We start from the raw sequence: 17,832 nt of genomic DNA, 5'->3' as shown, positions 1-17,832 counted from the left end.
GGAAAGCCATGAAAATACCTTTTTCCTCTTCAGTCCAATAGTCGGGCCATAGTCTGCTGAATAAAGGCGATTCTATGATGGTCAACACGCGAAATTCTACGTCTTTGACGTAGCGTCTGGCAAGAAAGGGCGGGCCAGAAAATCGCAGGTGAGAAGGCACTGCTCAAGAGGGTTTTTATCGCAAAAAATGACAGGGCACTTAAGTTTGGGCGATAGGCAGGGGCCTGAGAGGTTGGCTTGTAGGCGTTTTTTTATCGGTATGTACGAGCAATCCACGAATAGATCAACGTCCTGCTCTCCGCTGGGTGATGAGTCCTCCTGCGATAGCTGGCAAACGCCGGCGAGGTGCAGTAGGTGCATACGTCACTCACCTCGATATGTTCGCGCGTGACGCCCGCCGCGTGCAGCAACAGCAGCCCATACCCGCTCAAATCAAACCAGGCACTTCCTGTTTGCCTGGCATGGGGCGGTGTAATGTGCGGGGCTTGTAGCGGTGTCGGTTGCTCAACGCTCCAGGGCCCTTGGCCGTGCTGCCACACGTGGCCTTGATCGGCCTGGAATTCGGCAATAAACGCCGCGCTCACCTCATAGCAGCACGGTTTGATCGACGGCCCAATCGCTACTCGCAGTTGGTCTGCGGTAATGCCTTTATCTATGAAGCGCTGCACGGCATTGTCGATGATTCCGCGCTGCAAGCCCTTCCAGCCGCCATGGATGGCCGCTACCCACTCACCGCCTGCGATCAGAATGGGCAAGCAATCGGCCGTGATAACCGCAATCGGCTGGCGGCTGCGGGTGAACACCCCGTCGGCCTCAACCGTATTGGCCAACTGACCCGGTTGCCACTCGATCACCGACGCGCTGTGCACTTGTTTGCAAATGAACACGTCATCGGGTCGCAGCGGATCATCAATCGAGCAAAAACCGTGATCGACGCCGGGGAGGGCATTGAGGTTATGGGCTTTGTGCACCGTGCATTCTCCTTTGATCAAAACACCCTAGTCGCCCAGCGCCTCGCCTTCGCGCCGAGGGTCGGCGCCGCCGCTCAGCGACACCTTGCCCTGGGCATCCCGCGTGCGCACGATGGCCTGGACGCCGCTGGTCATCTCGATTTCGCTGAGGGCATGGCCTTTGTCTTTGAGCGCCTGTTTCAGCGCGGGGCTGAACAGACCGGTTTCCAATTCAGTGGCCCCGTTGCGGCTGCCGAAATTCGGCAGGCTGATGGCTGCTTGGGGATCAAGTTTCCAGTCGAGCATGGCCACCAGGGATTTGCTCACGTACTCGATGATCTGCGAACCGCCGGGGGAGCCGACGGTGGCCAGCAGCTCACCCGTCTGGCGGTCGAACACCAAGGTCGGTGCCATGGCCGAACGCGGGCGCTTGCCCGGTTGCACGCGGTTGGCGACAGGCTGGCCGTTTTCCTCGGGGATGAACGAGAAGTCGGTCATCTGGTTGTTGAGCAAAAAGCCCTGCACCATCACATGGGAACCGAACGCCGCTTCCACCGTGGTGGTCATCGACACCGCACCGCCATGGTCGTCCACCGCCACCACTTGCGAGGTGGAGATGCGCAGCGGCGAGCGGTCTGGCGCATAGGCCACTTGCACGCCAGCGGGTTGGCCGGGCTTGGCGACGCCCATGCTGCGTTCACCGATCAGCGCGGCACGCTGGGCCAGGTAATTGGGCGCGACGAGGCCGGCAACCGGTACGGGGGTAAAGTCCGCATCGGCCACATACAGTGCACGGTCGGCAAACGCCAGGCGCCCGGCTTCGGCGATCAGGTGCACCGCTTCGGGTGTCGGCTCAAGCCCGGCCGGCGAGGCGGTCTTGACCGGTGTCATTGGCGCAATAGCCAGGCGTGGGTCGCGGGTTTCCAGTGCCTGCAACGTCCCAAGAATCTGCGCCACAGCAATCCCGCCCGAGGAAGGTGGCGGCATGCCGCAGACCTTCCACTGTTTGTAGTCGGTACACAACGGTGCGCGTTCCTTGGCGCTGTAGCTCTTGAGGTCGGCCACGGACAAGCTGCCCGCATTGTGATTGCCCTGCACCTTGCGTGCGATCTCATCGGCAATCGGCCCGTGGTACAGCGCGTCCGGCCCTTCCTTGGCGATGCGTTTGAACACAGAGGCCAGCGCTGGGTTTTTCAGCAGCGTGCCGGTGGCTTTGGGCGAGCCGTCAGCATTCAGGAAGTACGCCGCCATCTCCGGCGATTGTGCGATAAAGCGGTCAGCCGCGATCAAGCTGTGCAGGCGTGGGGAAATAGCGAAGCCTTGTTCCGACAAGCGGATCGCCGGCTCAAACAGCTTGGCCCATTGCAGATGGCCGCTCTGCTTGTGCGCCATCTCAAGCGCGCGCAATACCCCAGGCGTGCCCACCGAGCGCCCGCCAATCTGAGCATCGGTGAAGGCCATCTGCGTGCCGTCGGCGTTCAGGAATAGGCGTTCGGTCGCACCCGCCGGCGCGGTCTCGCGGCCATCGTAGGCATACACCTTTTGCCCATCCCACAGCATGATGAACGCACCGCCGCCGATACCGGAAGACTGCGGTTCCACCAAGGTCAGCACCGCCTGCATGGCAATCGCCGCATCGATGGCCGAACCTCCCTGGCGCAACATCTCACGCCCGGCTTCGGCGGCCAGCGGGTTGGCGGCAGCGGCCATGTGGCGTTCGGCGTGGCGGGTGCTGAGGTCGGTGCGATAGCCCGAACCCAGCTCCGGGGCCGGTGGTTGTTCGGTGACGGCAGTGTGGCAGGCCGCGAGGGCCAGGGCTGTTGCGATGACCGTCAGGTGGCGGCGGGAAATCAAAAACACGCGCTGAACTCCGTTCATTTTGAGAATGATCTGTTGTCCTTGGGGTACTGCTTTCTAAAGGTAGATCGTGCCTTGCATATACAGCACGGCCTTGCCGGAGATAATCACCCGGTCGCCTTGAAGTTCACAGCGCAGCTGGCCCTTGCGCTGGCCGCCTTGCTCGGCAGTCAATTGCGATTTGCCCAGGCGCTCGGCCCAGAACGGTGCCAGTGAGGTGTGCGCCGAGCCGGTGACCGGGTCTTCATTGACCCCTACATTCGGCCCGAACCAGCGCGAGACAAAGTCAAATCGAGTGCTTTTGGCGGTGACCGCAATCCCGCGTTTAGGTAGGCCCCTGAGTCGTGCGAAATCCGGCGTGAGCGCCGCCACCTGCGCTTCATCTTCTACCAGCACGATGTAGTCATCGGTGCCAAACACCTCGGCATTTTCAATTCCCAACGCACTCAACATTCCGCTCGGCGGCTCGCAGCGCTCAGGCTGTTTGGCCGGGAAATCCATCGCCAATTCATCGCCATTGCGTGTCACCCGCAACTCGCCGCTGCGGGTGGCAAAACGAAGCACTTCGGGTGCATCGGCCAGCTTATGGATCAATACCCATGCCGCTGCCAACGTGGCATGGCCGCACAGGTCCACCTCGACTTCGGGAGTGAGCCAGCGCAACTCATAGAAGTCGCCACGGGGTACGAAGAATGCGGTTTCCGAGAGGTTATTTTCCGCCGCGATATTCTGCAGTTGCTCGTCGGGCAGCCATTCGGTGAGCGGGCACACCGCCGCTGGGTTGCCGCCGAAGGGGTGTTGGCTGAAGGCGTCGACCTGGTAGATGTCCAGTTTCACCGTGAAGCACTCCGTGTGTGAAGGGAGGCTGGACACTAACAGCGGGGTAGGGAAGCGTCAAAATACAGTTGGGACGTTTTTTTGCGCGCATAAAAAAACGGCCTACCTTTCGGTAAGCCGTTTTTAGTACTTGGTGGCTACACAGGGACTTGAACCCCGGACCCCAGCATTATGAATGCTATGCTCTAACCAACTGAGCTATGTAGCCAAGTGGCGCGCATTATTCGCCTGGAACGGCAATGCGTCAAGCCTTTTTGTCGAAAATTTTTCTACGCTTTCAACTGTTTAACGGAAAGTGCTGCTTTGGGCGACGGGCGGCAGGGGGATGTACGCCTCTCATGCGTCAACCCGATCCTTTTTAGATGCAGGCTTGATCATCAGAGTGTGGGGCGGGGAGTAGAGCGTGATCGCCGCGACAAGAGTGGATGGTTTTGGATCGGGCGGGACTTGCGAACGATTTCCATCGTGCCACGCTTGACGGTGTTGGGCAGATATCCCTGTCGCCCAACGCTTGACCGGTTAAATCAGATTACTGATGCATTGTATTGTGAGTGACCCGCTTGAGTTGCTCACGTGCCCGAGACAGGCGCGAGCGAACGGTGCCGATAGGTATATCTAAAACGTCGGCAGTGTCTTGATAGCTGCCGTCGGTCTCCAGCGAGGCGTATAAGGTTTTGCGCATCTCTGCTGGTAAGTGATCAATAGCGCTCAGGGTATTTTCCAGGCGCCGGTTGATCTCAAACTCCCAGTCCAGGCTATTGTTTTCTTCCTGGCCATGCCACAGCGATTCATCGAATTCGCAATGCGCAGGCTTGGCATACATACGTCGAAAGTGATTGCGTATCAGGTTCTGCGCGATGCCGCACATCCAGGTGCTGAGCGTTGCAGTGCCACTGAAACGCTCGCGATTACGCCAGGCTTCCAAGTAGGTCAATTGTAGAAGGTCATCCGCATCTTCCGGGTTGAGCACGCGTTTGTGAATGAAGCGACGGAGTTTTTTCTGTTGGTCGTCTGTCAGGTGAAGCATGAATTGAGGCGAGCTGCCAACAAGGTGAGCTATAGCTCCAATAGGGATATTCATGATGTTTTCCTTAAGGTAGACGCTGTCGAAATGATTTCGACGGCTACCTCTTTTGCACCGCCTGTGCCAACGGAGAATCCTCTATTAACTAACTGATTTATATAAATAAATACTTTATCGGCATGGCACTTTTGTGCAGTAGTTTGCAAAAGGCATCAGAGGCTCGTGCAGGTTTTTTCACGCTGTCGGTGGGCCAGATTTCGATGGAACCATCTGCGCGGGCTCTGCCACACAGGGACAATCTCTTCCTGTACTGGCCTGCCCATGAAAGTCGAATCCACCAACGAAGTGCCAACGCCCCCTCGATTGGAACTGAACACCGTCAGCCCGGCCGCCAAGCCTGAGCCGGGCAAAGGTATCGATGATCTTTTTCTGCAATTCAGCCAGGAGATAGAGCCCAATAGCCGCACGTTGGACAAACGCAAAATCGGGGTGCGTGTGCCCCCGGTCCAGGCGTTCGCGCAGCTGTATGAGCAGCTGGGTCATCCGGCCCAGGAAAGTTTTTCGGCGATTGCACGACGGATCAGGCTGCAATTGCTGATGCAGCCCAGCGTAGATAAATTGCTGGAATCCACTGGCGGTGACCCGGCTCGTACCTTTGTGGTACTCAAGTCGGTGTTGGAGCAGGCCGATGCTGAAGCGCGCAAATCCGAAGCCGCCCTGGCGCGGGATGCCATTGCCAAGTTGGAGATCCGCTTCAAAGGCCAGATCCAGGCAGGCCTGAATATTGCCGTGGCCTTGCAGAAGGCCGGTGGCGATCCCCAAGAGCGCCAGGCGCTGCGCGCGCTCTATTACGCCAGTGTGGTGACGCGGCAATCCCTGGCGAGCATGATGCAGGCGCTGTTGGGCGTTTACGGCGACGACCGCTTTGCCCACGGGCTGAACGTGATGTCCAGTGCCTTGACCGCCGACATCGCTGCCCATGTCTCGTCTCTGCCTACGGCAATGTTGCGCACCCTGCTGGTGGGGCTGCGTAGTTGCGGTGCATTGAGCGGGGTGTTGTGCAGCTGCCGTGACTTGACCCAGAACCTGGCGATTGAGCTGCATGCGGTAAACCTGCTGCAGCGCCTGCTGGGCTACGCCAGCACCGGCATTGCCTCAAATGAAGTGATGCGCCTGGCCGAAGACATGGGGGGCAACACGTCCACGCTTGTGTCTCTGAATACGCTTTACCCACTGTTTCAAAGCTTGCCGCTGGCGCTATGGCCGGATAGCCGGTCTCGCCAAGAGGCGCTGCATAATTTCCTGTTGGTGATGGATGAGCTTGCCCGTCAAGAAGGCAAGAACCCTCGCTTTCCCGACTCGAGCATTCTGGCGTGAGCGTGCTTTCCACCATCAACGGCATACTGCTCAAGCTGGCGCAGCGTGCCGAGGTCTTGGGCGCCGTGGTGATCATGGCGATTGTGTTCATTTTCATCGTGCCGCTGCCCACTTGGCTGGTAGACATCCTGATTGCACTGAATATCTGCATTTCCTGTCTGCTAATCATGCTGGCGCTGTACTTGCCCGGGCCTTTGGCATTTTCTTCCTTCCCGTCGATTCTGCTGCTGACCACCATGTTTCGCCTGGCGCTGTCGATCGCCACGACACGACTGATCCTGCTTGAACAGGACGCCGGCGATATCGTCGAGGCCTTCGGCAACTTCGTGGTAGGCGGCAACCTGGCGGTGGGTATGGTCATCTTCCTGATCCTGACCCTGGTCAACTTCCTGGTCATCACCAAGGGCTCCGAGCGGGTTGCCGAAGTGGCAGCACGCTTCAGCCTGGACGCAATGCCTGGCAAGCAGATGTCCATCGACAGTGACTTGCGTGCCGGCTTGATCGACGGCGAGCAAGCGCGCGACAAGCGTGAACAGTTGTCTCGCGAGAGCCAGTTGTTCGGTGCGATGGATGGCGCCATGAAATTCGTCAAGGGCGACGCCATCGCTGGGTTGATCATTGTGGTGGTCAACCTGCTGGGCGGGTTTTCCACGGGGATGTTCCAGCACGGATTGAGCGCTGCCGATTCAATGGCGCTGTATTCGGTACTGACCATCGGTGACGGCTTGATTGCGCAGATCCCCGCGCTGCTGATCTCCCTGACCGCCGGCATGATCATTACCCGTGTGGCACCGGACAGGCACAAGGGCGTCACGAACATGGGGGCTGAAATCGCCCGGCAGATGACCAGCGAACCCAGGAGCTGGATGATCGCATCGGTGGCGATGCTGGTGTTTGCGATCGTGCCTGGCATGCCGACCCTGGTGTTTATCCTGATCTCGATAATGACAGGCGCCCTGGGTTATTACCTTGACCGTCGGCGTCGTAGGCAAGCGCAGCCAGAAGCCGAAGCCGTCGAGGCCCCGCGGCCCGAAGAAAACGGCAAGGAGGACTTGCGCGGGTTCGATCCGTCCCGGCCCTACCTGTTGCAGTTTCCCTCGGCCTTGCGAGGAACGCCTGAGGTGACGGATCTCATTCATGGAATCCGTCAGGTGCGAAACTCCCTGGTTGCCAATATCGGCCTGACATTGCCGCCGTTTGAGGTCGAGATCGATGACTCACTGGCCGCCGATGAGATGCGCTTCTGCGTGCATGAAGTGCCTATGGTCAAGGCGTCGGTGGTCCAGCGAGTGGCCGTGGCTCGCGCTGCGCTTACGGTTGAGCCTGAGCATGGCATACCGGGATTGGCCGAGCGCAATGAACAGGATTGGCTCTGGCTGCCACCTGATGACCCATTGCTTGATGACTCGCAGCTGGAGCGCTTCAGTGCGACGAGCTTGATCGTCGAGCGCATGAAGCAGGCGATGATGCTCAGCGGGCCGCAGTTCCTGGGGATCCAGGAGAGCAAGGCAATCCTCAGTTGGCTTGAACACAATCAACCTGAACTGGTGCAGGAACTGCAACGCATCATGCCGATATCGCGCTTTTCGGCGGTGTTGCAACGCCTGGCCAGCGAAGGGGTTCAGCTGCGCGCCGTGAGGCTGATTGTCGAGTCGCTGATCGAGTATGGCCAGCATGAGCGCGAGCCGGAAGCGCTGGCCGACTATGCGCGCATTGCCCTCAAGTCGCAGATATTCCACCAGTACAGCGAGGCCGATGGCCTGCATGCCTGGTTGTTATCACCGCATACCGAAAACACCCTGCGTGAGGCTCTGCGCCAGACCCAGACGGGAGTGTTCTTTGCACTCGACAGCGATGACAGCGCAGCGATGGTCAACCTGCTTAACAGGGCCTTCAGTGCCCGGGCCAAAACTAAAAGCGTGATGTTGGTGGCGCAAGACTTGCGTAGCCCTTTACGGACCTTGTTGCTTGAGGAGTTCAACCATGTGCCGGTGCTGTCCTTCGCCGAGCTGGGGAGCAATTCCAAGGTGAAGGTGCTGGGGCGTTTTGATCTTAGCCAGGATGAGTTGATGCACGGGACGTTGGCATGAACACATCGCTACTTGAGTATGGGGGGACGCACTGATGTTCGAACTCCGGGTGTTGGACGGTTTGCACCAAGGGGCCGCGCTGCCTTTGTTTGGCGAGCAATGGAGCCTTGGCGCCCACGGGGATGCCGATCTTTTGCTGGATGATCCAGGTATCGCCGAGCATCACGCGCGCCTGCTGTTGGCCGATGGCCGGTGGTCGGTGCAGGCTGAGGCTGGGCTGTTGAAAAACAGCGATGGGCAAATGTTGGCGCAAATCAGCGATCTGGCGCTCAACACTGCGTTCGTAATTGGCAGTGTCAGCTTGTGTGTCAGCCCGGCTGATCAGCCTTGGCTGCAAGCGTCGGCGCCCAAGCAAGACAGGCAGGTAGCGCAACCTGAGCCCCAGACGTTGCCATTGACCCTGTCGTCCATTTCGTCGACGCAGCAAAAAGGCCTGGTAAGCCTGCTTCTGTTATGCGCCGCAATCATCATGGCGGTTGGTATTATCTTCAGTGGCGAGCGCGAGGCCCAGGCATCGCTGATGCCGCTAGTGATTCAGAAGCCCGGGCTGGATTCGCCCTCCGAGGTGCGCCAGCAACTGATGAAGATGCTCACCGAGCGCGAGCTGCTCCAGCGTGTCAGCTTGCAGATCGTCAATGACCAGATAGCCCTCAATGGTGTCGTTTCCCAGGAAGAAGTGGAACTGATCGCGCGTATGCTCGACCGTTTTGCCGAGCAGTTCGATACCGGCGTGCCGGTGATCAGCCGCGTACGGGTTCGCGACGTCAGGTTGCCGTTCAGGATCTTGCAGATTGTCGGTGGCCCGAACGGCCATGTGGTGCTCGAGGAGGGAACCCGGCTGTTCGTGGGCGATGAAGTGGATGGGCTGCGCCTGGTATTGATCGACAACAGCAAAGTGGTGTTCGACGGCGAGCAACGTTATGAGGTGGGCTGGTGAGGGGGTCGTTGCAGGAGCGCCTGGAGGCTTGGCAACTGAACCAGTCCCAGGCGCTGAGCAGCTTCGCCCCGGTCACGATGCGCGGACGCATTCAGCGCGTGAACGGCATGCTGCTGCAATGCCGATTGCCCCAGGCCCGTATCGGCGACCTGTGCCAAGTCGAGAAAGCACCAGGTGACTACATGCTGGCGGAGATCATCGGGTTCGACCAGCGCGATGCAGTGCTGAGCGCCCTGGGCAATCTGGAAGGCGTGCGCGTGGGTGCCAGCGTTGAGCGGCTGGGGGTGCCACACCAGGTACGGGTCGGTGATGAGTTGCTGGGGCAGGTGCTGGATGGTTTTGGTCGCCCGATTGCGGGTGACGGTGCCGGCGCATTCGTCGAAGCGGACGCACCTGATGCGACCCCGGTGTTGTGCGAGGCGCCCCTGCCTACGGAACGGCCGCGGATCAACCGCGCACTGGCGACGGGCGTGCGCTCGATTGATGGGCTGATGACGCTGGGGGAGGGCCAGCGTGTCGGGCTGTTTGCCGGTGCCGGTTGCGGCAAGACCACCTTGTTGGCCGAGATCGCCCGGAACGTGGAATGCGATGTGATCGTGTTCGGTCTGATTGGTGAGCGGGGCCGGGAATTGCGCGAGTTTCTCGATCACGAGCTGGATGAACAGTTGCGGGCCAAGGCGGTGTTGGTGTGCGCCACCTCTGACCGTTCAAGCATGGAGCGCGCGCGCGCCGCGTTCACGGCGACCGCGCTGGCCGAGGGTTTCCGGCACAAGGGCCAGCGGGTGTTGTTGCTGATCGACTCCCTGACCCGCTTCGCCAGGGCGCAACGCGAAATCGGCCTGGCTGCCGGTGAACCCTTGGGGCGCGGTGGTTTGCCGCCGTCGGTCTATAGCTTGTTGCCGCGGTTGGTGGAGCGCGCCGGGTTGACCCGCGAAGGTGTGATCACGGCTATTTACACGGTGCTGATCGAGCAGGACTCCATGAACGATCCCGTGGCGGATGAAGTGCGCTCTCTGCTCGATGGTCATATCGTCCTGTCACGCAAGCTGGCCGAGCGCGGTCACTACCCGGCGGTCGACGTCCTGGCCAGTCTTTCGCGGATTTTAAGCAATGTCGCTGAGCCCGCGCATATCCGTGCCGGTACGGCGTTGCGGCGCCTGCTGTCGGCTTACCAGCAGATCGAGCTGATGCTCAAGTTGGGAGAGTATCAACCCGGCAACGATGCCCTCACCGACATCGCAGTCGACAGTCGGCAGGCGGTAGACGGGTTTCTGCGCCAGGACTTGCGGGAACCTTCGCCGCTAGCCGTCACCATGAACCAACTGACGGAGCTGACTGCCCATGTCCCATTCTGAAATGTTATCGGGTGAAATCGATACCTTGCGACGCCTGCGCCGGCATCGTGCCGATCGTGCGGAGCGTGCGTTGCGTGAGGCAAAACGGGCTCAGCAAGCGCTGGTCGCGCACATCCGCGAGATGCAGGAGGTGCTCGAGCGGACTCGCCAGGAAGAGGCCCGGCAATGTGCGCAACTATTGAGCGAGCACCAGGGGCAGGTGGTGACGTTCAAGGCGCTGAAGAACTGGAGTGCCAAGGAGCAGGAATTGTCGGCGGGCACGCAGCGCGAAGAACACCAATTGCTGCGGCTGCAAGGGCGGCAGCAAGAGCAGGTGGTGCAGGTCAACCAGGCGCAAAAGCAGGTCACTTTATGCTTGCGCCAAGTGGAAAAAATTCAAGAGTTGTCTGATTTACTGCGGCAGGAGCCGATATGAAACAGGTTGCAGTTACGACACCTGAACGTCAGCGCCCGCGCGATGAGCGTGCCCCCGAGTTCAGTGCCTTGGTGCCTTGGGAGCAACGGCGACTGTTTAGCCAGTTGTTTGACGATGATGGTCAGGGCGGGGGCGGATACGGAGCTTCTCTGAACGGAATCAAAGCGTCGGGCGATGTCGCCATGATCGAGGCGCTGACCGAGCAGTTGGCGCCGCGAATGCTCGTCGGTCCGCAATGGCCGTTGATGGCGGTCTTTCACCTCGGACGCCTTGGGCGGATCAATGCCGATATTCGTCGAGAGCAGGGCAGTTGGAGCGTTGAGCTGGACGCGGAGCAAGACGCTTCGGCGCGCTGGCTCAGTGGGGTACGCCAACAATGTGAACAACGTCTGGCTGCGAGCATGGGTCAGCCCGTGAGTTTGTACTTGGCCAGATCGGCGCAGGCATGATGCTGCCACCTCTTATATTTCCTACGTTCAAGGCTGACATCGCGGTTGCCCGACAGCGGTTGGGGCACGGGATGCGTATGCCGTTTGAAGTCGCCGGCTCAAGTGGCGAGTTGAAAATGGAGCCTGGTGCTGCCCCCGTGGGTATCCAGCCGCTCTGTTTCGAAACGGCCTGCGGGGTATTGGCCCTCAGTGAGCCGGGACCGCAATTGAGCTTGATGGGTGAATGCCCGGTGACACTGGCGCAGGCCGGCAACGATCCGGATGCCTGGTTCTGGTCCTTGTTCCAGCATCATCTGAGCCCCCAGGTGCAGGCGCTGTTTGGTCATTTGCGTTTGCTGCCGGGCACCCGCCCCTTGAACTTTGGTTGCCGATTCTGCGTGACGCTCGGTGCGTCCCGTGTTGTCGGCTACCTGTGGCTATCTGTCGATAGCTTTCTGGCGTTATGCCAGGCGGGGCCTTGGCGTTCCATGGCTAAGCCAATGCCGACGCAGTTTCAACTGGCGATTGATGTGACGCTGGGGCGCCTGCAATTGCCCATGCACCAGTTGCGCAGTGTGCGGGCCGGTGACGTGCTGGTGCTTGAACAGGCCTTTTTCAGTGCGTCGGGAACTGGTCATGTACAGGTTGGCAAACGGCGCCTGGTGGGCTGGATTGACGCCGAATCCGGGCCGATGCGCCTGACCCTTACTTCTATCGAGGACATGCTTGTGGACGAGGATTTTGCAGCACAGCCCTACTCAGGGCATGAGGATGAGACGGCGGTAACAGATGTGTTCGGGCATGAACCCTTCGATGAATTGAGCATGGCGCTCAATGTGCGTTGCGGTACGTTGAATCTGACGCTCGGCGAATTACGCAATCTTGCACCAGGCGCGGTGTTGGGCGTCTCCGGGTACGCCCCTGGCACAGCCGGACTCTATTACGGAGACCGCCCTCTCGGCCTGGGCCAGTTGGTTGAAGTGGACGGGCGGCTGGGGCTGCAGATGTCTCGCGTGATTTTTTCTCGATGAGTAGTTTCCAGGGAATAGATCCGGTCGTCCTGGCAATATTTCTCGGGGCGTTGTCGTTGATGCCCATGTTGTTGGTCGTCTGCACCGCGTTCCTGAAGATCGTGATTGTGTTGATGATCACCCGTAACGCCATCGGTGTGCAGCAGGTGCCTCCGGGGATGGCGATCAACGGCATTGCGCTGGCGGCCACCCTGTTCATCATGGCGCCTGTCGGTTACGAGATGGCCGAGATCGTCAAGGTTTCCCCCCTGGACCTGACCAGCGTGAGCGCCCTTCAACAGACGGGGACGGAGGCGATCAAACCGTTGCGCACGTTCATGTTGCGCAATATTGACCCGGATATTCTGACCCACCTGCTGGAGAACTCCGCACGCATGTGGCCGGCGCAGATGGCGCAGGAAGTCCAGCGTGAGGACCTGATCCTGCTGGTGCCGGCCTTTGTACTGTCACAGTTGCAGGCGGGGTTTGAAATTGGCTTTCTGATCTATATCCCTTTTATCGTGATTGACCTGATCGTCTCCAATCTCCTGCTCGCGCTGGGTATGCAAATGGTATCGCCGATGACCATTTCCCTGCCGCTCAAATTGCTCTTGTTCGTGATGGTTTCCGGGTGGTCGCGATTGCTCGACAGCCTGTTCCTTTCCTATCTCTGAGTGGCCTATGGAACCGATCGTACTGTTCAAGCAGGGCATGCTGCTGGTGGTTATGTTGACCGCACCGCCGCTGATTGTGGCGGTGGTGGTAGGGGTCATGACATCCCTGGTCCAGGCGCTGATGCAAGTGCAGGACCAGACGCTGCCTTTCGGTATCAAGCTGGTGGCAGTGGGTATCACTTTGATCATGACGGGGCGCTGGATCGGTGTGGAATTGGTCCAGTTGATGAACGTGACCTTCGACATGATCGGTCGCTCGGCCCTGCACTGAGGTTTCGCCTGTGCTGCTTTATCTTGAGTATTTGCCCAGCTTGCTGGTCGCCATGGCGCGTATCTACCCCTGTGCCTTTCTCGTGGCGGCATTCTGTTTCCAACATATACGAGGCATGCCCCGGCACACCATCGTGATGGTCATGGCACTACTGCCGGCGCCGGCTGTTCATGCGATGCTGGAGGGCCAGGAACTCTCTGCGCTGCTGCTTGGTGGGCTGGTTCTGAAAGAGCTGGCCCTGGGGATTTTGCTCGGCGTATTGCTGTCGATGCCGTTTTGGATGTTCGAGTCGGTTGGTGCGCTGTTGGATAACCAGCGTGGCGCCTTGGCCGGCGGCCAGCTCAACCCCTCGTTGGGGCCGGACGCAACGCCGGTCGGGCACTTGTTCAAGCAACTGGCGATTTTTCTGTTGATGGCCAGCCTGGGGCTGGGAGCGTTGACCCAAGTGATCTGGGACAGCTACCTGGTGTGGCCACCGACGGTGTGGTTTCCGCTGCCCGCTGCCGATGGGTTCAGTACATTTGTCGACCTGCTCGGGGACACCTTTACGCACATGGTGCTCTATGCCGCCCCCTTCGTTGCGGTACTGCTGTTGTTGGAATTCGGCATTGCGCTGCTTGGGGTCTACAGTCAGCAATTACAGGTGAGTACGTTGGCGCCGCCCCTCAAGTGCCTGGCGGGTATTGGTATCCTGTTGCTGTATTTTGCGTTGTTACAGGACCTGATCGTCGGGCGCATGGGCTCGCTCACCGACCTCAAGCACTCCCTGGGAGTAATGTTCAAGGTCTCGGTACCATGAGTGATTCAGGGGAAAAAAAGCACCCCGCGTCAGCCAAGAAACTGCGTGATCAGCGTAAGAAAGGGCAGGTCGCCCAAAGTCAGGATGTGGGTAAGCTGCTAGTGCTGACGGCCATCACTGAGATCGCCTTGTTCACCGCCGAGACCAGCCTGCAACGTTTCCAGCAGTTGATGTTGTTGCCGATTTCACGCTCGACCCTGCCTTTCCCGCAGGCGCTGGAAGAAGTGATGGTTGAAGGCGTGATGATGTTTTTTTCATTCGCGCTGCTGATGGCCGGGGTGGCGATTATTACGAAGCTGGTCAGCAGTTGGATGCAGTTTGGGATCCTGTTCGCCCCGGACACCCTGAAACTCGATTTCAACCGTCTCAATCCGCTCAGTCAACTCAAGCAAATGTTCTCTGTACAGTCACTGATGAACCTGTTGATGAGTGTGATCAAGGCGACGCTCCTGGGCCTGATCCTGTACGTGGTGATCTGGCCTTCACTGGGAGTATTGATCAACCTGGCCACCAGCGACCTGCAAAGCTATATCCTGGCGTTGATCGCTTTATTCCGCCATTTGCTGCATGCCTGCCTGGGGTTATTGCTGGTGCTGGCACTTATTGACCTGACCATGCAGAAGCACTTCTTTGCCAAGCGAATGCGCATGACTCAAGTGGAAGTTGTCAAAGAGTACAAGGATATGGAAGGCGACCCGCATGTGAAGGGACAACGCCGCGCCTTGGCACAGCAATTGGCCCAGGAGGAGCCGAAGGTCAAGCTGCCCAAGCTGGAGGAGTCCGACATGCTGGTGGTCAACCCGACGCACTTTGCCGTGGCTTTGTATTACCGTGCCGGCGAAACGCCGTTGCCTCTATTGGTGGAGAAAGGTACCGATGATGACGCCCGTGCGTTGATCGCCCGGGCCAAGAGGGCGGATGTGCCGGTGATCCAGTGCGTCTGGCTGGCGCGTACGCTGTATACGAAGAAGCTGGGGGCGAATATTCCTCGCGAAACCTTGCAAGCCGTGGCGTTGATCTACCGTACCTTGCGCGAGCTTGATGATGAAGCCAAGCGTGAGACCCTGGAGTTGCCAGAGCTTGATCTACGTTGACTAGCGCGGGGTGCGTGCATCCAGGGTTGCAAGGCTGGCCAGCGACAACATTCGGCTGAGGGTCCTGTCGAACAGGGTGCGCTGCGGGGGCAGCGCATGCCAGATCACCAGGGCGTCCTGCGCGTCGATGTAGATGAAGCAACCATCGAATGCCACGGCTTGCTCGAAACGGCGCTCCAGCACCTGCTGTAATTGTAACGGTCGCAATGTTTCGCGTGTCACGTGCAGGGCCAGTCCTTGGCAGGCTCCGGCCTGCATGCCACTGACTGTCACGCCCGGAGCGAGTGTCAGGTGAGCGGCAGAGCCGCCCACCAGGCTGTCGAGGAAGACCTGACGCTGATCGTCCGGCATTCCTTGAGCGCTCATCGTTCCAGTGACACTGTCTGATAGTCCGCCCGTTCCCCCGCGGGGCCGGGTTCGACGCGCATTTGCGGCGGCCACCAGATCACCAGCTTATCCATGGTCGATTGGGGGCGTGAGCAGGAGTCGCCCTTGCAGGTGGGCGTACAGCCGACGACGAGCAGTGCCGCGCCGATCAGTGAGGCGTATAGCAAGCGGTGTTTCATGGCTTGGCCTTCTGGGTTGGAGTGATCAGAGAGGGGCGCGGCACGCTGAGGTGTTCATCCTTCACCACCGGGCGCATGGCGATGAACACTTCTGCTTCTTCGCCTGGCTTGAGCCAGGCCCGTGGCCAGACACTGACGGCCAGGGTTTGTGCATTACTGCATTCCTTTTCGTCGATACGCACATTGCGATTGAACTGGTTGCGCAGCACGACCACTGCCACGTTGTACTGCGAGCCCGCATACCACTGGCTGCGTTCGGTGTTCAGCGCCAGCAGGTTGCGAGTGCTGCACAGGGTGTTCAGCCCCAGGGGCATCGGCGCTGCCTTGAAGGCCTTGGGCACTTCACCGCTGACCAGGTGCGCCAGGGTGCTGATAATGTCACTGCGCTTGATCACCGGCTGGTGAGGGTCATAGCGCCTGACCAGTGGCGCGAGAGCGGCCTGCAATTCGACCTGGTCGGCCTGCGGCAAGTAGCGTGACGGGTCGGCCTGGTCGCCAATGACGCGGGGCGTGAGGATGAACAAGCGTTCACGCCGATTGTTCTGTCGTTCAGTCGAGGAAAACAGTGCCTTGCCTAATAGCGGGATATCACCCAGCAGCGGTACCTTGCTGAGTCTGTCCGTGCTTTCGGTGACATGGAAACCGCCGACTACCAGTGAGCGTTTTTCCGCCATGATGGCCTGGGTGCTGACCTTGCCTCGGCGCACATCGAAGCTGTCGGGGGTGGGGTTGGCTTCTTCGAAGTTACCGTCCTCGATATCTACCAGCAGCTGGATTTGGTGGCCTCCACGGCTAGTAATCACGCGTGGCACTACCTGGAAGCTGGTCCCTACGGTAATCGGTAGAATCGTTGCGTTTTCCCTACCGCGAGACAGGTATTGGGTTCGGTTGAAATCGATCACTGCTGGCTGGTTTTCCAGCGTCAGCACTGACGGATTGGACACCATGGTTGCCAGGCCCTTGGCCTCCAGCGCGCGTATGTCAGCCTCGAAGCGGTCACGGTTTCTAATGGTCAACTGAGTGTTGCCGGGAGCCACATCCGCTCCACCACTGAAGCGACTGTTCTGAAAGCCCCACTTCACACCGAATTCGCGTAGTTGCGTGCGCTCGATATCGAGGATGATCGCATCGATTTCCACCAGTTTACGCGCCACATCGAGTTGGGTAATCAGCTCTCGGTACATCGCCTGCCGTTCCGGCACGTCATAAATCAGGATGGCGTTATTGCGCAAGTCGGCTTCGACGCGGATACGGGCTAGGCTCACTGGGGCTCGCGGGGTGATTGACATGCCTGCATCGGGCGAGCCGTTCACCGCGTTTGCCGCGGACGAACCGAGCATTTGCCCCAACAGCGGATTGCTCAGGCGTGGGGTCATGGAGGTGACGAATGGAGGCTGCGTGCTGGAACGCTGAGTCTGCGCTGAAGGCATCGAGGTTGAGCGCGGCTCCAGCAGCCCACGAAGCATGGTCGCCACACCGGGGATGATGATTTTTTCGTTGCGGTATTCCATCTGGCGATCCGCCGCGCTGGCGAATTTCAGCGGATAGCTCAACACGCTCTGTTTTTCATCCGCGGAACGGCGCTGGCTGCTGAATCGCTTGATCTGTTCGATATAAACCTTGGGGCCGGAGACCAGCACGACACCGTCCTCCGGCAACTCGCCCCAGCCGAACCGACTGTCGAGCAGGCCTATGTCGGTGAGCGCCTGCTTGAGATCGGAAATGGTCTCGGACGAGACCTCCAGGCGCGCGGACTCTTGCTGGTCGAGGGTGCTGACATAGAGTGTGTTGTTGTACATGTACCATTGGAAACGGTGCTCGACCCCAAGCCGGTCGAGCAATGACTGCGGCGTATTGGCGCGTATCTTGCCGTTGACGTTACCTTCGAGCAGACCCTCGACTTGAAGTTGCGTACCAAACGTCTGGGCAAAATCCTCCAGCACTTCGCGTACGGGCTTATGCTGTGCTTCATAAGCGTAGGCAGTGTTTTTCCATTCGGGCGGAATGGCGGCCAACGTGTTGTCCAGCGGCAGCAGCCATCCGGGTAGCATGATGAGCCAGCCCCAGGCGGCGCGACGTGTGGTAGTAGATAGGTGAGGGCGCAAGCATTTGTGCTTGTCGATTTTATCAGGCATGGGAAGGTCTCTT

At 59.4% G+C, this 17,832-nt stretch carries 18 protein-coding genes and 1 tRNA gene; 11 read left to right on the top strand and 8 right to left on the bottom strand.

Annotated features, from left to right (window positions below; all coding sequences use genetic code 11):
• Nucleotides 1-251: 251 nt before the first annotated feature.
• From ASD70_RS02620 to ASD70_RS02600, 5 genes are all read right to left on the bottom strand, one after another.
• On the bottom strand, nucleotides 252-971 hold the full coding sequence (locus ASD70_RS02620; RefSeq protein WP_056845567.1) for a polyphenol oxidase family protein: 720 nt from the start codon (nucleotides 969-971) through the stop codon (nucleotides 252-254).
• Between the two features lie 27 nt (nucleotides 972-998).
• On the bottom strand, nucleotides 999-2,828 hold the full coding sequence (ggt, locus tag ASD70_RS02615; protein WP_056845566.1) for a gamma-glutamyltransferase: 1,830 nt from the start codon (nucleotides 2,826-2,828) through the stop codon (nucleotides 999-1,001).
• A gap of 36 nt (nucleotides 2,829-2,864) precedes the next feature.
• Nucleotides 2,865-3,644, bottom strand: a complete 780-nt coding sequence (locus tag ASD70_RS02610) for a PhzF family phenazine biosynthesis protein (protein ID WP_056845565.1) — start codon at nucleotides 3,642-3,644, stop codon at nucleotides 2,865-2,867.
• Nucleotides 3,645-3,775: 131 nt separating this feature from the next.
• Nucleotides 3,776-3,852, bottom strand: a tRNA-Met gene (locus ASD70_RS02605).
• 321 nt (nucleotides 3,853-4,173) lie between these two features.
• Nucleotides 4,174-4,725 carry an RNA polymerase sigma factor gene (locus ASD70_RS02600; protein ID WP_046070791.1) on the bottom strand — a complete coding sequence of 184 codons (552 nt, stop codon included), beginning with the start codon at nucleotides 4,723-4,725 and terminating at the stop codon, nucleotides 4,174-4,176.
• Between the two features lie 264 nt (nucleotides 4,726-4,989).
• On the opposite strand from ASD70_RS02600, the gene sctW reads away from it, so the two are divergent.
• The 11 genes from sctW to sctU are packed head-to-tail and all read left to right on the top strand — an operon-like array spanning nucleotide 4,990 to nucleotide 15,118.
• Nucleotides 4,990-6,045: a type III secretion system gatekeeper subunit SctW gene (gene sctW, locus ASD70_RS02595; protein ID WP_046070790.1), complete on the top strand. Its 1,056-nt coding sequence runs from the start codon at nucleotides 4,990-4,992 to the stop codon at nucleotides 6,043-6,045.
• Nucleotides 6,042-8,135, top strand: coding sequence for a type III secretion system export apparatus subunit SctV (gene sctV, locus ASD70_RS02590; RefSeq protein WP_056845564.1), 2,094 nt, complete (start codon nucleotides 6,042-6,044; stop codon nucleotides 8,133-8,135). Before sctW ends, sctV begins: the two co-directional genes overlap by 4 nt.
• A gap of 34 nt (nucleotides 8,136-8,169) precedes the next feature.
• Entirely contained in the window at nucleotides 8,170-9,072 is a 903-nt protein-coding gene (locus tag ASD70_RS02585) for an FHA domain-containing protein (protein ID WP_056845563.1), read from the top strand.
• Entirely contained in the window at nucleotides 9,069-10,427 is a 1,359-nt protein-coding gene (locus tag ASD70_RS02580; RefSeq protein ID WP_056845562.1) for a FliI/YscN family ATPase, read from the top strand. The genes ASD70_RS02585 and ASD70_RS02580 overlap by 4 nt, the downstream gene beginning before the upstream one ends.
• A complete protein-coding gene (sctO, locus tag ASD70_RS02575; protein ID WP_046070786.1) occupies nucleotides 10,414-10,842 on the top strand; it encodes a type III secretion system stalk subunit SctO in 429 nt (142 codons plus the stop codon). Before ASD70_RS02580 ends, sctO begins: the two co-directional genes overlap by 14 nt.
• Nucleotides 10,839-11,291, top strand: a complete 453-nt coding sequence (locus tag ASD70_RS02570) for a type III secretion system HrpP C-terminal domain-containing protein (protein WP_046070785.1) — start codon at nucleotides 10,839-10,841, stop codon at nucleotides 11,289-11,291. The genes sctO and ASD70_RS02570 overlap by 4 nt, the downstream gene beginning before the upstream one ends.
• The gene (locus ASD70_RS02565; protein WP_046070784.1) at nucleotides 11,288-12,301 is read left to right on the top strand and encodes a FliM/FliN family flagellar motor switch protein; all 1,014 of its coding nucleotides are present in this window, start codon (nucleotides 11,288-11,290) and stop codon (nucleotides 12,299-12,301) included. Before ASD70_RS02570 ends, ASD70_RS02565 begins: the two co-directional genes overlap by 4 nt.
• Nucleotides 12,298-12,954: a type III secretion system export apparatus subunit SctR gene (gene sctR / locus ASD70_RS02560; protein ID WP_046070783.1), complete on the top strand. Its 657-nt coding sequence runs from the start codon at nucleotides 12,298-12,300 to the stop codon at nucleotides 12,952-12,954. The genes ASD70_RS02565 and sctR overlap by 4 nt, the downstream gene beginning before the upstream one ends.
• A 7-nt stretch (nucleotides 12,955-12,961) precedes the next feature.
• A complete protein-coding gene (gene sctS, locus ASD70_RS02555) occupies nucleotides 12,962-13,225 on the top strand; it encodes a type III secretion system export apparatus subunit SctS (protein WP_046070782.1) in 264 nt (87 codons plus the stop codon).
• 10 nt (nucleotides 13,226-13,235) lie between these two features.
• Complete coding sequence (gene sctT / locus ASD70_RS02550) at nucleotides 13,236-14,024, top strand: type III secretion system export apparatus subunit SctT (protein ID WP_056845561.1); 789 nt, start codon at nucleotides 13,236-13,238, stop codon at nucleotides 14,022-14,024.
• Nucleotides 14,021-15,118 (top strand): type III secretion system export apparatus subunit SctU, encoded by a 1,098-nt coding sequence (sctU, locus tag ASD70_RS02545; RefSeq protein WP_046070780.1) that lies wholly within the window; start codon nucleotides 14,021-14,023, stop codon nucleotides 15,116-15,118. Before sctT ends, sctU begins: the two co-directional genes overlap by 4 nt.
• Here the strand turns inward: sctU and ASD70_RS02540 are convergent, their stop codons facing one another.
• From ASD70_RS02540 to sctC, 3 genes are read right to left on the bottom strand one after another with little or no spacing between them, the layout of a single operon-like run.
• The gene (locus ASD70_RS02540; RefSeq protein ID WP_080944714.1) at nucleotides 15,119-15,484 is read right to left on the bottom strand and encodes a transcriptional regulator; all 366 of its coding nucleotides are present in this window, start codon (nucleotides 15,482-15,484) and stop codon (nucleotides 15,119-15,121) included.
• The gene (gene hrpT, locus ASD70_RS29225) at nucleotides 15,481-15,684 is read right to left on the bottom strand and encodes an HrpT family type III secretion system protein (protein ID WP_046070778.1); all 204 of its coding nucleotides are present in this window, start codon (nucleotides 15,682-15,684) and stop codon (nucleotides 15,481-15,483) included. Before hrpT ends, ASD70_RS02540 begins: the two co-directional genes overlap by 4 nt.
• Nucleotides 15,681-17,819: a type III secretion system outer membrane ring subunit SctC gene (sctC, locus tag ASD70_RS02530; RefSeq protein WP_046070777.1), complete on the bottom strand. Its 2,139-nt coding sequence runs from the start codon at nucleotides 17,817-17,819 to the stop codon at nucleotides 15,681-15,683. The genes hrpT and sctC overlap by 4 nt, the downstream gene beginning before the upstream one ends.
• Nucleotides 17,820-17,832: the final 13 nt, after the last annotated feature.

It is taken from the genome of Pseudomonas sp. Root569 (genome assembly GCF_001427465.1).
Lineage (GTDB): Bacteria > Pseudomonadota > Gammaproteobacteria > Pseudomonadales > Pseudomonadaceae > Aquipseudomonas > Aquipseudomonas synxantha.
This window is presented reverse-complemented; position numbering and strand designations above follow the sequence as displayed.

Coding starts and splice junctions, on each gene's coding strand:
- sctC (WP_046070777.1), bottom strand. CDS start 17,819: ATGCCTGATAAAATCGACAAGCACAAATGCTTGCGCCCTCACCTATCT.
- sctS (WP_046070782.1), top strand. CDS start 12,962: ATGGAACCGATCGTACTGTTCAAGCAGGGCATGCTGCTGGTGGTTATG.
- sctU (WP_046070780.1), top strand. CDS start 14,021: ATGAGTGATTCAGGGGAAAAAAAGCACCCCGCGTCAGCCAAGAAACTG.
- hrpT (WP_046070778.1), bottom strand. CDS start 15,684: ATGAAACACCGCTTGCTATACGCCTCACTGATCGGCGCGGCACTGCTC.
- sctO (WP_046070786.1), top strand. CDS start 10,414: ATGTCCCATTCTGAAATGTTATCGGGTGAAATCGATACCTTGCGACGC.
- ASD70_RS02565 (WP_046070784.1), top strand. CDS start 11,288: ATGATGCTGCCACCTCTTATATTTCCTACGTTCAAGGCTGACATCGCG.
- ASD70_RS02540 (WP_080944714.1), bottom strand. CDS start 15,484: ATGAGCGCTCAAGGAATGCCGGACGATCAGCGTCAGGTCTTCCTCGAC.
- ggt (WP_056845566.1), bottom strand. CDS start 2,828: ATGAACGGAGTTCAGCGCGTGTTTTTGATTTCCCGCCGCCACCTGACG.
- ASD70_RS02585 (WP_056845563.1), top strand. CDS start 8,170: ATGTTCGAACTCCGGGTGTTGGACGGTTTGCACCAAGGGGCCGCGCTG.
- sctR (WP_046070783.1), top strand. CDS start 12,298: ATGAGTAGTTTCCAGGGAATAGATCCGGTCGTCCTGGCAATATTTCTC.
- ASD70_RS02600 (WP_046070791.1), bottom strand. CDS start 4,725: ATGAATATCCCTATTGGAGCTATAGCTCACCTTGTTGGCAGCTCGCCT.
- sctW (WP_046070790.1), top strand. CDS start 4,990: ATGAAAGTCGAATCCACCAACGAAGTGCCAACGCCCCCTCGATTGGAA.
- ASD70_RS02570 (WP_046070785.1), top strand. CDS start 10,839: ATGAAACAGGTTGCAGTTACGACACCTGAACGTCAGCGCCCGCGCGAT.